This window comes from Prevotella marseillensis (genome assembly GCF_900625065.1).
GTDB lineage: Bacteria > Bacteroidota > Bacteroidia > Bacteroidales > Bacteroidaceae > Prevotella > Prevotella rara.
This window is the reverse complement of the sequence record NZ_UYXY01000001.1, coordinates 1,199,381-1,214,981: the sequence shown is the minus strand read 5'-3', so window position 1 is coordinate 1,214,981 and position 15,601 is coordinate 1,199,381. Positions and strand designations below refer to the sequence as shown.

The window sequence follows — 15,601 nt, the reverse complement described above, 5'->3', positions numbered from 1 at the left end:
GTATAAAATAAAATAGTAATTTTGCATCGTAAAAGAAAAACAAACTCATTAGTATAAATCATGAAAAAATTGCAAGCTTTAAACAAAAGGACTGCGCCTAAAAGCGTAATGCCTGAGAAGATCATTCAGTTTGGTGAAGGAAACTTCCTGCGTGCTTTCGTTGACTGGATTATTTACAATATGAATCAGAAAACTGATTTCAATGGTTCTGTTGTTGTTGTTCAGCCAATTGAAAAAGGTATGGTTGATTGGCTTAATGGTCAAGATTGCCTATATCATGTAAATCTTCAGGGACTTGATGAAGGTAAGCCGGTAAACAGCCTTACACGTATTGATGTTATAAGCCGTGCATTGAATCCTTATACACAAAATCAAGCTTTCATGGCTCTTGCAGATCAGCCTGAAATTCGTTTTGTAATATCAAATACGACAGAAGCAGGTATTGCATTTGATCCTAATTGCAAACTAGAGGATGCTCCTGCAAGTTCATATCCCGGAAAATTAGTACAGTTGCTTTATCGTCGCTATCAGACATTCAATGGTGATCCTACAAAGGGTCTCATTATTTTCCCATGTGAGCTGATATTCCTTAATGGTCATGTTCTCAAAGATTGCATTTATAAGTATATCGAACTTTGGAATCTTGGTGAGGACTTCAAAAAATGGTTTACAGAATGCTGCGGCGTTTATGCAACATTAGTTGACAGAATTGTACCGGGTTTCCCACGCAAGGAAATCAAGGATATTCAGCAGAAAATCTGTTACGAAGACAATCTCGTCGTTCAGGCTGAAATATTCCATTTATGGGTAATTGAAGCACCTAAAGAGATTGCAGAAGAATTCCCTGCAGATAAGGCTGGTCTTCATGTATTATTTGTACCTTCAGAAGAGCCATATCATGAGCGTAAGGTTACATTGCTTAATGGCCCTCATACAGTATTGAGTCCTGTTGCATTCTTGAGTGGTATTAATATTGTACGTGATGCTTGCAAAGATCCTGTTATTGGCAAGTATATACATAAAGTTCAGTTCGAGGAGCTAATGGAAACACTTAACCTTCCGAAGGACGAACTTCAGAAGTTTGCTAGTGATGTTTTGGAGCGTTTTATGAATCCGTTCGTTGATCATCAGGTAACTAGCATCATGCTTAACTCTTTCCCGAAATATCAGACACGTGACCTGCCCGGTGTTAAGACATATCTGGAACGTAAAGGTGAACTTCCACAAGGTCTTGTATTCGGTCTTGCAGCCATCATAACATACTATAAGGGTGGTAAACGCGAAGATGGTACTGAGATTGTTCCTAATGACTCTCAGGAGATCATGGACTTGCTTAAGAATCTTTGGGCTACTGGTGACACTCAGAAAGTTACAGATGGTGTTCTTTCTGCGACACAGATTTGGGGTGAAGATTTGAATAACATTGCAGGTCTAAATGCATTGGTTAAGAAGGATCTCGATCTCATTCAGGAGAAAGGCATGCTTGAAGCAGTTAAGACAATTCTGTAATGTATACCAAATATTTGTCTAGTACAAATTAAATAATAAGTCAGGCTCTGCAGTAGTATTTTTACATGCAGAGCCTGTTTTTCATATATTATTTATATGGATAGTAAAATAAAATCTATATTAGAGGAGTACGCTCAACGATATGAGACATCTGATTTCTTGCATGATGATCCAAGTCGATTTATGCATCAGGTTGAAGGCAGGCAAAATAAAGAAGTTGCTGCATTTGTTGCATCATGTTTGAGCTATGGAAGCAGAAAGCAGTTTATGCCCAAAATACAAGCACTACTCGATTATGCTAATAACGATATGTATAATTGGATAAAGCAAGACTATTATAAAGATAGCTTTAAAGAAGATGATAAAAGCTGCTTTTACAGATTGTATAATTTCAGCATAATGTATAAATTATTTGAATCTTTACACAATCTGCTGATAGAATATGAATCAATTGGAAATTTTGTCAAAAGGAATTCTTCTGACGGTTTATCTGCAATAAAAGCAATAACAAGCTATTCTGCTAAAACCGGCATAGAGACAATTATACCTAAAAATACTACATCCGCGTGCAAGAGAGTTTGTATGTTTCTAAGATGGATGGTCAGAGATAATTCTCCCGTCGATATAGGTTTATGGAGTGACTTCATTGACAAGCGTACCTTAATTGTACCATTGGATACACATGTACTCCAAGAAGCGAATAAATTACATTTGATAAACAATAAAACAGCCTCAATGAGTGTGGCAATAAAGCTTACAGGGAAACTTAGGGATATTTTTCCTGACGATCCGCTTAAAGGTGACTTTGCTCTCTTTGGTTATGGAGTTAATCAGTAATCATTTATACAAATGATAAAGTCTCTTAATAACTAGAAACAATAAGTTAATGTAGTTTTCTATGCATTAATAAATTCCATGCCTTATTTTGGGAATAAATAGGCGAATGCCTCAGCAACAAAAAGACACGTTGAAAATGATCTTGGAATTTTCAACGTGTCTTTTCTATTTCACAAAATATTCTATTATTTCTTTTTAGCTACTGGTTTGTATGCTTTATTTAAACCTGCAATAACTTCGTTTGTTATATCATAAGTTTTGTCGGCATACAGAATGTTGTCACCAGCCTTACTCAAGATGAGAGAGAATTTCTTATCTTTGTTATATACAGCTAAATAGTGCTGGATACTATCGCGCAAAGCTTTATTAAATTTTTCTGTTTCAGCCTGGAACTCAGCACCTAATCTTTGCTGTAAAGCCTGTAAGTCCGCATTCTGCTTTTGCAAACCGGCTTGAACAGCTTCTGCCTGCTGCTGGGTATATTTATTGTTCTGTATATCCTGCTGGAATTTTGCGGCTGCTGCCTGAAGAGAACGTCCTTTGGCATTTACTGTATTTTGAATATTCTGGCTCTTCTTTTCAAGAATCAAAGAATATTCTTTGCAGAATTTATATTGAGACATAATTGAATCCACCTCAATATATGCAATCTTCATACCTGCATTTGCGGTGTTGGTAGAAGCCGACTTTTCTTCTACCTTTGGTGCTTGTTTGTTACATGAAGCCACAACGAGTGACATTAATGCAACAACAGCTGCTGAACGGATTAATTTTTTCATACCCATTATTGTTTTAAATTATTACACTGATTTATTCTTGTCCAATCTTTCGACATGTCTCCGGGCTTCTTTATCTTCATCCATTACGCAGTGTATCTTGTTCTTGCGCAAACCGGGATTATCACCCACGTGTGGAGACGAAAACTTCCCGTTCTTTAATAATATAAGCTTTATACAAAGCAATATTAAAGATATAGCAATTATTAACATGCCAAGAAGGAAAGTTTCTGCCATTTTTCTTATTTTTGCATGCAAAGATAATGCAATTCGGAGACAAAACAAAACAAACCCGTTTGTTTTTGCGGTTCTTATATTGCTTATTGTAAACAGAAATATTTATTTTTAATAAAATAACATAAATGTAGCAATAATAATGGAGAAAATTGAACTAAAGCCGGCAAGTGTCTTTGAGCACTTTGCACAGATCAACAAGATTCCACGTCCTTCAAAGCACGAGGAAAAAATGATTGAATACCTAAAGAATTTTGGTGAGTCAAGAAACCTTGAAACCATTGTAGACGAAACTGGAAATGTTGTAATAAGAAAGAAGGCTTCAAAGGGATACGAGAATAAAAAGACTCTTATCCTTCAGAGCCACATGGACATGGTTTGCGAGAAACTTGTTGATAAAGAAATCAACTTTGAGGAAGATCCTATTGAAACTTATGTTGATGGCGAATGGCTGAAGGCTAAAGGTACGACGTTAGGTGCAGACGATGGTATTGGCTGTGCTATGCAACTTGCCGTGCTTGATGACGACTCTTTGGAACATGGTCCTATTGAATGTGTATTTACAAGAGATGAGGAAACAGGCCTCACAGGCGCCAGTGGCATGAAAGAAGGATTTATGACAGGTGATATGCTCATCAACCTTGACAGTGAGGATGAAGGTCAGTTCTTCATTAGCTGTGCCGGAGGTATGACTACAGTTGCCACATTCAATATAGAAAGAGAAGAGGCTCCTGAAAATTATTTCTTCTTGAAACTTTCACTTCAGGGTTTGCATGGCGGACATAGCGGTGACGATATTAATAAAAAATTCGCAAATGGTATTAAGTTACTGACAAGGTTTATTTATATTATAAACGAAAAATATGGTGTAAAACTTGTTAGTTTCAATTCAGGACGTATGCACAATGCTATTCCTCGTGATGGTGTTGTTATTTTTGCAGTACCTGCTCAATACAAAGAAAACGTCAGTGTTGACCTAAATGTATTTACTGCTGAAGTCGAGGCTGAATTCCATGTTACAGAAAAGGAGATTAAATTTAGTCTTGAAAGCACAGAAAAAGGGCTTGTAATAAAAGAGCCAGTAAATACAAAATTCATACAGGCTCTTCAGGCTGTAGACAATGGTGTTATGGCCATGTGTCAGGATGAAGCACTTGCATGGATGGTCGAAACTTCAAGCAATGTTGCTAGTGTAAATACTACAGAAAGCGATATAAAGATTGTCGCATCACAGCGTTCTAACGTAATGAGCAATCTTAACAATATGGGCAACACAATAAAAGCTTTGTTTGAGTTGGCTGGTGCTGAAGTTACCCAAGGGGACAAATATCCGGCATGGCAGATGAAGCAAGACAGTAAGCTCACCCAAATTGTTGTAGACACATACAAGAAGCTCTTTAACAAAGAACCGTTGGTAATCGGAATCCATGCCGGTTTGGAGTGTGGTCTGTTCTCAGAAAAATATCCGCATCTTGACATGGTATCAATGGGTCCGACTCTTAGAGGAGTACATTCTCCAGAAGAGCGCTTGCTTATACCTACAGTTCAAATGGTTTGGGATCATCTTTTGGAGATAATGAAGAACGTTCCCGAGAAATAACGCTTCTGCAGGATGAAACGTTATATTAAGATTATTATCATCTGTTCTATTACTCTTGTTGCTGTAGGTTGTGGAAAGCAGCATAAAGCAGAGAGTGCTGTTAAAGATTTTCTTGATCAAAACATGACGGCTGCCGACTATTCGATAAGCTTCAATAAAATTGATTCAACGAAGAATCTTACTGACAGTATGATAATTGTAATGAAAAATAGTGCGAAAAAAAACAGGCTTTTCAAGAAGAACATAGAATACGGAAATGGTAATAAGCCATATATATTTACAAAGGCCAGAATATGCAATGGCAAAGATACCGTGCCTTATACATTCTATCTTGATAACACATTAAAGAATGTCATCGCTTTCAAAATGCATTAGTGAGAAGATATTTTAAAGTGTAAATGGAATCTTGGTTCCTGAAATCTACATGAAGGATACATCAGAATTGGTGTATCCTTTTCTTTATTCTAAACCTTCAATAGAATTATGCTGTATTGTTGATTGCTTTTCATCTACGTCAAGACGTATGGAAGATTAGAAAATAAATAAGACTAATAAAGTATATATAAGTAATGAATAGATGCATTTAAAAACGCTTGGATATGTTTTTCTATTTGCCATATATAGCACGCGTGGAGACAATCTTTTGTTGTCTCCACGCGCTTATATAAATTATGTTCAATATTTATCATCTGCAAACGTTCAAGACGAGCAATCTTATTATCTAGTCTTATTTGGCAGATGAAACTCATATGAGCGGTCGAATACTTCCTGTACTTTATTTATTTCCAAGAATGTGGTTCCACCTCCCCTTCCAAAACTGCCACTCAGATAAGCTATCTTGTCTTCCATACGTAAGTAGCCTTTCTGGCGTAACATACGCAGAGCTGCAAGGAATTGCTCCTGTGCGCCAATCTGCTCATGTTGAGCAACAGGAATAACGCCATAGCTCAGTGCCAGCCATCGCTGTGTCTTTTCCTTATAGCATATTGCAAGTACAGGGTTGGGACCTCTGAATGCTGCAAGGTTACGTGCAGTAAGACCTGTCTTACTGTCTGTAATTATACCCTTCACACCCAATCTTTCGGTCGCTTCAATTGCATTACGTGCCAAAAATTCTGTTACATCGCAATTTTCACTGAGCGGAAAGTCGTAATCGTGGTCATACATCTTATCCTGTTCAGCTTGTTCTGCTATTGAAGCCATAGTTTTAACAGCTTCAACAGGATACTTTCCTGAAGCAGTTTCGCCGCTCAGCATCAATGCGTCTGTTCTATAATAAATAGCATTTGCAATATCTGTTACTTCCGCACGTGTCGGGCGCGGATTATTAATCATAGTATGAAGCATTTGTGTCGCAACAATAACAGGCTTTTTAGCTCTCATACATTTGTGAATTATCATTCGCTGTATTCCAGGAATCTTTTCTATAGGGACTTCAATACCTAGGTCACCTCGTGCTATCATGATTCCGTAAGACGCTTCTATGATTTCATCAATATTATCAACACCTTCCTGGTTCTCGATTTTAGAGATAATCTTGATATCACTATTGTGTTCATCAAGAATCCTCTGAACTGCAAGCACATCTTCCTTGCTTCTTACGAAAGAGTGAGCTATAAAGTCGATATCTTCCTCTATTGCCAGTAGTATGTTGCGCTTGTCTTTCTCCGTAAGTGCAGGCAGGTCTATATGAACACCTGGCACGTTAACACTTTTATTAGATCCTAACAATCCGTCATTTTGTACTTGTGCTACGACAGCAGGACCGTTTATGCCGATTACCTTCATGTCTATCGCGCCGTCATCAAACAGGATGTCGTCGCCAACATGCACATCATTGGCAAAGTTTTCGTATGACAGATTTAATATATCGTGCTCCGTTTTCATTTCTGGACGTCCAAAAATTTTTACGACGTCTCCTGTCTTATATTCAATAGGAGCATCATTTCCCGTTGTTCTTACTTCAGGTCCTTTGGTATCAATCAGAATACCAATATGCTTACTAACCGCACGTGTATTCCGTATTATCTGTTTTATTCCATCAGGTGTGGCGTGTGCGGTATTCATTCGTACCACATTCATTCCTGCATCAAAAAGTTGGCGAATAAAATCAACGTCGCATCTGCGATCGCTTATAGAAGCTACAATCTTAGTTTGTTTCATAAATATACGGTTATATTACCTTGATTAGGTTGCAAATTTACAAAACAAATTCTATAAATGCAAGCTATTGTGCAGCAAAATCATCCCATTCTTTGAACTTAAGTTCTCCTTCAACCCATTCTTGACGTGTTTTTTCGTTATGCGGATTAGAGACTGATAGCCCTATTAGTCTTATCGGTTTAGTAGAATAATCCACCTGCTCAATAAGTTTTTTTGCTAAAGGAAGTATGGTATTCTTATCAGTAAGAGGTTTAAATGACGTTATACTTCTTGTTGTCTGCATAAAATCGCTGAACTTTATTTTTAGCGTTAGAGTATAGCCGCTGAATTTGCTTTTATCCAATCTTTCTGTTAATTCTAGGACAATATGGTATAGCTCTATATAAATGGCCGATTTTCTATTAAGGTCAGTCAAAAAAGTTTGTTCACATCCCACGGATTTTCTTATTCTCACCGGCTCCACAGCTCTTTCATCAATGCCGCGTGCAAAGTTATAATACATTTTTCCTGACTTTCCAAACACCTCAGTTAGATGGTTAAGGGTGCATTGAAGCAGCTGTTTACCGTTAAAAATGCCCATTTTATGCATAATGACAGCTGTCTTCGGACCAACACCCCAAAACTTCTCTATTGGCAGAGTTTCCAGAAACATTAGTGCCTTTTCTGCTTTAACAGTTAATATTCCGTCAGGCTTGTTATAGTCAGACGCTATTTTTGCCAAAAACTTATTGTATGAGATGCCGGCAGACGCAGTCAGATACAGTTCGTTTTTTATCCGTTCCTTTATCTTTAGTGCAATCTCTTCAGCCGGCATATTATTGATATTATCAGTGACATCAAGAAAGGCCTCGTCTATTGACAGAGGCTCTATCTTATCAGTGAAATCGCAGAATATTTCATAAACCTGCATTGAGACAGACTTATATCTGTCATGGTCACTTGCAACAACGATTAATTGTGGACACAGCTTTTTTGCCTTAAATATAGACATTGCTGAATGTATTCCATATTTTCTGGCTTCATAACTTGCTGTAGACACAACTCCACGTGGACCATCAAAGCCTACTACTATAGGCTTTCCCCGCAATTCAGGATTGTCTCTCTGCTCAATAGAAGCAAAAAAGGCATCCATGTCGATATGAATTATACTGCGTTCCACCCAATTGTTTCCTTAAGTCACCTCATTTTTTTACAATCTCCATCTCCAATGTTTTACGACAACATGGCCAAGACGTCCGATGACTGTAGTTATTTTGTTTACAGTCAATGATTTCCCTGCTATAATAAAAAGTACAGCTACCAATATCATCAGCACTCCGGTAGCCATTCTTAATGTCAGCTGTTCGCCAAACATCACCACTCCAATCACAACGGCAGTCAATGGCTCTAATGCCCCCATTATAGCTGTAGGTGTTGAGCCTATTTCGTGAACAGCAACAACCATCAACAATAACGAAATTACCGTTGGGAATAATGCCAAAATCAACGCATAGAACCACATCTCTGGAGTCGTAAGCATTTGAATATAATTGTTTTGGTCACCTGCCAACGAATAAATGATGAGAGATATTACACCAAATAATAACACATAAAATGTGAGTTTGACAGAAGATATTCGTAATGGAGATTTGTTTACAACAATTATATATATAGCATAAGTTAAAGACGAAATCATAACAAGTATCACACCCGTGATATTCAACACATCCCCGTCATTTCCCTTATATAACAGAGCAATGCCGCTAAGAGCAAGAATTATCGATAATATAGTTATTATGGTTAGTTTTTCTTTGAAGAATACGGTCATCATTACAGCCACCATCACTGGATAGACAAATAGCAACGTACATGCTATTCCTGCTCCCATGTAATGGAAGCTCAAGAATAGTGTCAATGATGACATCGCAAACAATATGCCTAATGCCACTAATATTGATGTTTCTTTCTTTGTTATCGCAAATGACTGGCGCTTGAAAAGCATAAAAAGAGCCAATAACACCACGGCAAGTCCATATCTGAAGAACAATACCGTATTTGTATTTATGCCCTGCGAATAGAGAGGCAATGCGCCTAACGGATTTAATCCATAGCTAACGGCAGCACCAATGCTGCATAATGTTCCTTTTAACTTTGAGTTCATAAAACGTGTTCGTTCCTTTACTGAATTACATGCAAATAATTAATAAACAAAATAGTCAGGCAAATTCATATTAACGGTTCTAATTATCCGGTTGTATTGTTCTCTGCGATTTCTGCAGCCAATCTGCGAGCCGGTTTCCCTGTCTGTGTGCGAGGTATTTCTTCCACACTTATATATATCTTTGGCTGCCAATATTTTGGCATATTGTCTTCGCATAGTTTCTTTATTTTCTCAATATCATCGCTTTCAACAAGTATTGCGACAACCTCACCAAATTTATGGTCACTCTTTTTTGTTATAACATATGGTACGGTCAAATATTTCTTTAACAAAGCTTCCACTTCTTCTATCTGTATTTTTATGCCCCCGCTGTCTATGACGTTATCTTTACGTCCCAATATGCGAAAATGCCTGCCATCTTTCCCAATTTCAGCTATGTCATTCGTTATAATACTCGAATCTGATACTTTTGGGGCGTCAATTACAAGGCATCCATCCTCATTTACACTCACATCAACACTTTCAAAAGGCGTATACCAACAGCTAGCCTCACTGCCGTTAAGGCGTCTTAAGGCTATATGTGACAAAGTTTCAGTCATGCCATATGTGCTCCATACCGCATTTGGAAAATCCCTGAGCTCTCTCTCCATTTTATCGTCTATCGCTCCTCCGCCTATTATCAGGTGGTTTATCCGCATAAGTATTTCTTTTTCTTCTGGCACCTGCAGACTGTTAAACACCTGCATAGGTATCATTGCAGCAAATACAGGAGCTTCGGTCATTCCAGACAATGGATGTCCTGACGGTTTCACGTTAATAAGTTTGAGCTTACGCACGATAGAGCGTACTACCACCATCTTACCGGCAATATAATCGAGAGGCATGCACAATAATGCTGTGTCACCCTCCTTTAGGTTCAGAAAGTCACAAGTTATGGTTGCGCTAGCTTCCATCTTGCATTTCTCAACCATCATAGGTTTCGGTTTGCCTGTTGATCCGCTTGTGTGCACAAGCATCATATCAGAATCATTGTTCCATTCGGTATAAAAATCATCAAGTGTCATTCTCTGTCTTCTGCCAATTTACGCCAAAGTTTATTGTCTCTTATTTCCAAAGGCATGTCTATGTTGTCTGTAAAGAGCATACCCGTACCCAGTCCTTGCGGAATGGATATATCTGGTCCATACTCTTGAGCTGTAAGTTGTGCAATAGAGTTCAGCCCTATATTGCTTTCAAGAGCACTAGTAATCCATGTCTTTATGCCTTTGTCCGTAGCAATATCTATCCATTCCTTCACACCGTTTATACCTCCATGTAATGAAGGTTTCAGAATAATGTATGCCGGTTTTATCACATTGAGCATATATTCTTTCATGTCCGGATCATTTACGCCAATAAGTTCCTCATCTAGTGCAATAGGCATTGGTGACTCACGGCATAGCTGAGCCATGTTGCCCCATTGATGTTGCCGTATGGGCTGTTCTATCGAGTGTATCGAATATTGTGAAAGTAGTTCCAGTTTGTACAGAGCATCATCAAATTTAAAACCACCATTTGCATCAAGCCTGATTTCCAGTTCATTATGCGAGAATCGTTCACGTATATGTTTAACCATATCAAGCTCCTTGTCAAAGTTTATAGCTCCTATTTTCAGCTTGATACATCTGAAACCTTGCTTTATTTTTTCGTCTATACGCTGCATCATTTCTTCGAAAGTTCCCATCCACACAAGACCGTTTATTGGTATTCCGGCTTCACCACGGCTAAACGGAGTATCATAGAAGTTGATACTGCCACATTCAAAATGTTTCAGCGCAGTTTCAAGACCAAACAGCATTGACGGATAATCACGCATTTCTTTATAATCTATTTGCCCCTCGTTCATGAACTTGTCACACATCTTGCGCAATGTCTCTTCATAATCAGGACCATAGTCACAGCTTAAGTCTGGCAGTGGTGCACACTCGCCAATACCTTTATGTCCCGGCATATCCGGTGATGTAAGTTCCAGCAGCCACGATAGCCTTGTCATATACACTCCACGTGAAGTGCCGGCTGGTTGCTTAAAGTGAAATGTACGTGGTATAATCTTTATCTCGTATCTCATACGTAACTTTAATTTTCGGTATTAACTTATAGTCATCATTATCTTTTGTCCTGTCAGCCATATGTTTTTTATTTATAAAACAGATTTGGTATAATTACTTATGGTTGTTTAATTCCGGTTGCAGTATGCACATATAGATGCATACTGCAACCGGAATTAAACATAAGTATTTATATTACGACTATCTGTTTATGGCAGTTTAGGATATTTCTTGAAGTCAGGCTTACGCTTTTCAAGAAAAGCTTTTCCGCCTTCCTGTGCCTCATCCAAAAAATAGTAGAGCATTGTAGCGTCTCCTGCCAATTCCTGTATTCCAGCCTGTCCGTCAAGTTCTGCGTTTAGTCCGGCTTTAATCATGCGCAAGGCCAACGGGCTGCGTTCCATCATAGTCTCAGCCCATTCTACACATGTATCCTCCAACTTGTCAAAAGGAACTACACAATTAACAAGTCCCATACGCTCAGCTTCTTCTGCTGTATATTGGCGGCACAGGAACCATATCTCTCTTGCCTTCTTCTGTCCTACTATGCGTGCAAGATATGAAGCTCCAAATCCGGCATCGAACGAACCAACCTTAGGCCCAGTCTGTCCGAATATTGCGTTCTCACTAGCAATAGTCAAGTCACACACCACATGGAGCACATGACCGCCCCCAATGGCATAACCGTTAACCATGGCAATAACAGGCTTAGGCAGAGAACGAATTTGTTTTTGAACGTCAAGTACATTTAGGCGCGGCACACCATCTTCTCCTACATATCCACCTCGCCCCTTAACATGCATGTCTCCTCCAGAGCAGAAAGCCTTGTCGCCTGCACCTGTTAATATAACAACGCATATATCCTGAGCTTCGCGACAGTAGGCAAAAGCCTGACTCATTTCAAATGTTGTCCTAGGAGTAAACGCATTTCGATAACGCGGACGGTTAATGGTAATCTTTGCAATACCATTGTATTGTTCAAACAATATTTCCTTAAAGTCGAATCCCTTTATTGGTTCCCAATTTCTATGTGCCATATTTATTTTATATTTTTTACTAATTCACTTAATGCATTACTATCATCAGATATGTCCGTAAACACCTCAAGCAACATCGGGCGTTTTGCATCCGAGGCGAGCAGCATGGCAATGCCAATGCGCAACTCTTCTGCATTACGTGCAGACATATATCCTATATCATTTTGTGTGCATATACCTTGAGCAGTTGTCATATGGCATGCCGCAACAAGTTTTTCGCACGCATTACTCTCTTTCAGTCCTTTCAAGTTGTAGAATATTCCACCACCGCCATTGTTCAGCAGCAACATACGGAAGTTGCCTCTAAGATTTGTGTTCCATAAGGCATTTTGGTCATAAAAGAAACTGAGATCACCTATCACACAGAACACCATATCGCGGCATGCAACAGAAAATCCTGCTGCTGTTGACAAGCTACCTTCTATACCGTTTACACCGCGGTTACACCATACATAATGATCTGAATATATGTCAGCCAAGCGGACGGCCGAACTATTGGCATAATGCACGTGATATTCATAGTCCATGTCTGCCAGTGACTCTTCAAATATTTTTACAGCAGACATCTGGGAGTATTGCGGATCATAAGCGGCAATTTTTTCGTCTATGATCTTGATCTGTTCATGCCATATATGTCTAAACTCAGCGTTGTCAAGGTCAGACACGCCGTCTTGCATACCCTCTGTTTCGTTTATCATTTTGGCCAATGCCGTCAGTGCCTCTTTATAGTCGGCCTCAATAATCCCCGTAAGATGCATAAAAGTGTCGTGTATCTCACGGTCTTCACTTATAGCCCAGCTTTCAGCTGGATGCGACAGACGTAGAAACTTTTTCAGACGTTTGCTCACCATATTGTCGCCTAGAAAAAGAATAAAGTCAGGCATATAGCGCTCGTCTTTTCCTATACGTGACAGCATCAAGTCAAAATGTGTAATAACGTCAGATGCCAGTGTCTCTGATATCGTTACAACTTTACGTCCTATAGTCTTTATGGCATCTGTAACTTCACTGTTTCTGGATCTTGTCTGTCCTACTATAATCATAGGCTTATGTGCTGCCTGAATCCGTTCTGCAATCGTTCTTAAAGCGTCTAAATTCATTACAGATGGCATATAGCTTATTTTACGCTCAAGCGGCAGCTCCTGTTGAGTGAAGTTAAACAATGGCTCGTTGATATGTACGTTAATATGCACAGACTTTCTTTCGTGTGTTTTCACAGCAATAAGAGCCTCATTCACTACTCTGTTGCAATACCAGTGCTCTTGTTCATTATTTGGCTCTGACAGCGATACGCATTTGCTCACATATTTACCGAACGCACCGCTCTGAGGCAGCGTCTGTCCGTCAAGCTGATCAATCCACTCCAACGGACGGTCTGCTGATATAACAATTATTCCCCTATGCCGATAGGATGCTTCTGCCACTGCCGGAACGACATTAAGCAATGCAGTGCCTGAAGTAACACACACGGCCACAGGACTATTATCAGCCAAAGCCATACCTAAAGCATAAAAGCCTGCACTGCGCTCGTCTGTTACAGGGTAACATATTATGTCGGCACATTCGTTAAAATTGTGCACTATGGGCGCATTTCTTGACCCAGGACACACTACCACTCGTTTCACCCCGTGTGCAACAAGCAATGAGGTTAGTATATTTATATTCTTCTTATCGCTAAACATCGTCTCATTGTATCCATTTTGGCTTCTGTTTCAAGCCATTCTGTTTCTACTTCACTTTCACTTAACAATCCACCACCGGCATATAGTTTGCAGCATCTGCCTTCTATCTGCATGCATCGTAATGTCACAAAGAGATGTGTGGAGCCTTCGTAGTTCAGCGGTCCAGAGAAGCCGCTATAATATCCTCTGTCACCGCTTTCATTATCTAATATAAACTTGTAGGCTTCTTCTTTGGGCAGTCCGCATACTGCAGGCGTTGGATGAAGTGTCTTTATAAGATTTCCTATACCTGCATTGGCATTCAAGTTAAATCTGAAATGTGTGACAATATGTATCAGCTGACCGGCCACAAGTGTCTGTGGTTTTGCTTCATCAACCTTTGGGGTAAAACACCGCAGGCGCTCTCGTATATAGTCGGCAACATATTGCTGTTCGTGTATGTTTTTTTCGTCCCACACATCGTATATATTCCGGTTTTGCATTTTCTGTACTTCCGACTCGCCTACAATACCAATACGTTTTGTTCCGGCTAAGGCCACTGTATGCCATTCTTCTTCATGTCCTTCAACCAATGTCTCTGGCGTTGCCATGAGCCATGTTCCGCTGTAAGGTGTAGATACAAGCGCTATAAATTCATTTGGATATATACGGCAAGCTCGTTTGAATATCAATTCCGGGGTAATATCTTCACAAGCATTTTCTACACTATTTCTCGCCAATACAATCTTCCGAAATGTTCCTTTGCATAATTGGGAATGAAATTTGTTGAAATCAGTTTCATACTGCCTATGCTCTTTGTCAATGTCACGATTGCTAAAAGCCAGCGACTTATGCTTACTACAATCATCAATCTTGCAAGTTTCAGTCTCGTCGGGTCTTATCAGCAGCAACGGATGCTTTTCAGACATCATAAACGGCGAAAAGACAAAACCCGTCCTTCCGTTTAAATCTGCATATGACGGCAATATTTCAGCTTCGCCGTCACACTGTCGCATAATGGTGTAGGTTGTCTCATGCGGCAACCTGTACATGACAAAGCTATTATTCATCAGTCTGATTTTTTGGAGTAATGATATAGTTAGTAACATGTACGGTAGAGATGAGTCCGCCAGACGAATCGGTTATATCAACATCCCATACATGTAATTTATGTCCTTTGCTGACAAGTCGTGCCGTAGCCGTAACAGTATCACCTTCTGCCACCGCCTTGACGTGATTGCCGCTGACACTTATGCCCACACATATTTTGTCGGGGCACAAAGCCAACGACCCAACTCCAGCAACATTTTCAGCCAATGCTAATGAGGCACCGCCACTAAGGAAGCCGAAGGGTTGGCGATTACGTTCGTCAACCGTCATCGTTGCCTTGCATATATCGTTCTCTGGCGTAGAGACAAAATCCATACCTAAGGCGGTCGACAGATTCGGACGCCGCTCTATCAGTCGTTTCACTGCTTCAACATCCATAGGCGCTCCTGTCGTGCTATTTAAAGAACATATAATAACATGCCGCAAGAACGGCTAGTATTATGATAA

At 39.5% G+C, this 15,601-nt stretch carries 14 protein-coding genes; 4 read left to right on the top strand and 10 right to left on the bottom strand.

What is annotated here, in order from left to right; translation table 11 throughout:
• Positions 1-69 precede the first annotated feature (69 nt).
• Together EJL04_RS05140 and EJL04_RS05135 are read left to right on the top strand one after the other, a co-directional pair.
• Positions 70-1,509, top strand: coding sequence for a tagaturonate reductase (locus tag EJL04_RS05140; protein WP_053399219.1), 1,440 nt, complete (start codon positions 70-72; stop codon positions 1,507-1,509).
• A 96-nt stretch (positions 1,510-1,605) separates the two neighbouring features.
• On the top strand, positions 1,606-2,346 hold the full coding sequence (locus tag EJL04_RS05135; RefSeq protein ID WP_206429370.1) for a TIGR02757 family protein: 741 nt from the start codon (positions 1,606-1,608) through the stop codon (positions 2,344-2,346).
• A gap of 185 nt (positions 2,347-2,531) precedes the next feature.
• Here the strand turns inward: EJL04_RS05135 and EJL04_RS05130 are convergent, their stop codons facing one another.
• Complete coding sequence (locus tag EJL04_RS05130) at positions 2,532-3,125, bottom strand: OmpH/Skp family outer membrane protein (protein WP_021854431.1); 594 nt, start codon at positions 3,123-3,125, stop codon at positions 2,532-2,534.
• Between the two features lie 373 nt (positions 3,126-3,498).
• Between EJL04_RS05130 and EJL04_RS05120 the strand changes: the two genes are divergently transcribed.
• On the top strand, positions 3,499-4,956 hold the full coding sequence (locus EJL04_RS05120) for an aminoacyl-histidine dipeptidase (RefSeq protein ID WP_125104279.1): 1,458 nt from the start codon (positions 3,499-3,501) through the stop codon (positions 4,954-4,956).
• A gap of 12 nt (positions 4,957-4,968) precedes the next feature.
• The gene (locus EJL04_RS05115; RefSeq protein ID WP_125104278.1) at positions 4,969-5,331 is read left to right on the top strand and encodes a hypothetical protein; all 363 of its coding nucleotides are present in this window, start codon (positions 4,969-4,971) and stop codon (positions 5,329-5,331) included.
• 342 nt (positions 5,332-5,673) lie between these two features.
• On the opposite strand, the gene pyk is transcribed toward EJL04_RS05115, so the two are convergent.
• The 9 genes from pyk to EJL04_RS05070 form a co-directional block, all read right to left on the bottom strand.
• Positions 5,674-7,119, bottom strand: coding sequence for a pyruvate kinase (gene pyk, locus EJL04_RS05110; RefSeq protein ID WP_125104277.1), 1,446 nt, complete (start codon positions 7,117-7,119; stop codon positions 5,674-5,676).
• A gap of 64 nt (positions 7,120-7,183) precedes the next feature.
• Complete coding sequence (dinB, locus tag EJL04_RS05105; RefSeq protein WP_277595965.1) at positions 7,184-8,278, bottom strand: DNA polymerase IV; 1,095 nt, start codon at positions 8,276-8,278, stop codon at positions 7,184-7,186.
• Positions 8,279-8,308: 30 nt separating this feature from the next.
• Positions 8,309-9,259 (bottom strand): DMT family transporter, encoded by a 951-nt coding sequence (locus EJL04_RS05100; protein WP_053399071.1) that lies wholly within the window; start codon positions 9,257-9,259, stop codon positions 8,309-8,311.
• Between the two features lie 83 nt (positions 9,260-9,342).
• On the bottom strand, positions 9,343-10,323 hold the full coding sequence (locus EJL04_RS05095) for an AMP-binding protein (RefSeq protein ID WP_125104276.1): 981 nt from the start codon (positions 10,321-10,323) through the stop codon (positions 9,343-9,345).
• On the bottom strand, positions 10,320-11,366 hold the full coding sequence (gene menC, locus EJL04_RS05090) for an o-succinylbenzoate synthase (protein WP_125104275.1): 1,047 nt from the start codon (positions 11,364-11,366) through the stop codon (positions 10,320-10,322). Before menC ends, EJL04_RS05095 begins: the two co-directional genes overlap by 4 nt.
• 189 nt (positions 11,367-11,555) lie before the next feature.
• Positions 11,556-12,383: a 1,4-dihydroxy-2-naphthoyl-CoA synthase gene (gene menB, locus EJL04_RS05085; RefSeq protein WP_125104274.1), complete on the bottom strand. Its 828-nt coding sequence runs from the start codon at positions 12,381-12,383 to the stop codon at positions 11,556-11,558.
• Positions 12,384-12,385: 2 nt separating this feature from the next.
• Positions 12,386-14,065, bottom strand: coding sequence for a 2-succinyl-5-enolpyruvyl-6-hydroxy-3-cyclohexene-1-carboxylic-acid synthase (gene menD / locus EJL04_RS05080; protein ID WP_125104273.1), 1,680 nt, complete (start codon positions 14,063-14,065; stop codon positions 12,386-12,388).
• Positions 14,041-15,114 (bottom strand): isochorismate synthase, encoded by a 1,074-nt coding sequence (locus tag EJL04_RS05075; protein WP_164511723.1) that lies wholly within the window; start codon positions 15,112-15,114, stop codon positions 14,041-14,043. The genes menD and EJL04_RS05075 overlap by 25 nt, the downstream gene beginning before the upstream one ends.
• Positions 15,107-15,532 carry a PaaI family thioesterase gene (locus tag EJL04_RS05070; protein WP_125104271.1) on the bottom strand — a complete coding sequence of 142 codons (426 nt, stop codon included), beginning with the start codon at positions 15,530-15,532 and terminating at the stop codon, positions 15,107-15,109. The genes EJL04_RS05075 and EJL04_RS05070 overlap by 8 nt, the downstream gene beginning before the upstream one ends.
• Positions 15,533-15,601: the final 69 nt, after the last annotated feature.

Coding starts and splice junctions, on each gene's coding strand:
- menD (WP_125104273.1), bottom strand. CDS start 14,065: ATGTTTAGCGATAAGAAGAATATAAATATACTAACCTCATTGCTTGTT.
- EJL04_RS05075 (WP_164511723.1), bottom strand. CDS start 15,114: ATGAATAATAGCTTTGTCATGTACAGGTTGCCGCATGAGACAACCTAC.
- menB (WP_125104274.1), bottom strand. CDS start 12,383: ATGGCACATAGAAATTGGGAACCAATAAAGGGATTCGACTTTAAGGAA.
- EJL04_RS05130 (WP_021854431.1), bottom strand. CDS start 3,125: ATGAAAAAATTAATCCGTTCAGCAGCTGTTGTTGCATTAATGTCACTC.
- pyk (WP_125104277.1), bottom strand. CDS start 7,119: ATGAAACAAACTAAGATTGTAGCTTCTATAAGCGATCGCAGATGCGAC.
- EJL04_RS05070 (WP_125104271.1), bottom strand. CDS start 15,532: ATGGATGTTGAAGCAGTGAAACGACTGATAGAGCGGCGTCCGAATCTG.
- menC (WP_125104275.1), bottom strand. CDS start 11,366: ATGAGATACGAGATAAAGATTATACCACGTACATTTCACTTTAAGCAA.
- EJL04_RS05135 (WP_206429370.1), top strand. CDS start 1,606: ATGGATAGTAAAATAAAATCTATATTAGAGGAGTACGCTCAACGATAT.
- EJL04_RS05120 (WP_125104279.1), top strand. CDS start 3,499: ATGGAGAAAATTGAACTAAAGCCGGCAAGTGTCTTTGAGCACTTTGCA.
- EJL04_RS05100 (WP_053399071.1), bottom strand. CDS start 9,259: ATGAACTCAAAGTTAAAAGGAACATTATGCAGCATTGGTGCTGCCGTT.
- EJL04_RS05115 (WP_125104278.1), top strand. CDS start 4,969: ATGAAACGTTATATTAAGATTATTATCATCTGTTCTATTACTCTTGTT.
- EJL04_RS05095 (WP_125104276.1), bottom strand. CDS start 10,323: ATGACACTTGATGATTTTTATACCGAATGGAACAATGATTCTGATATG.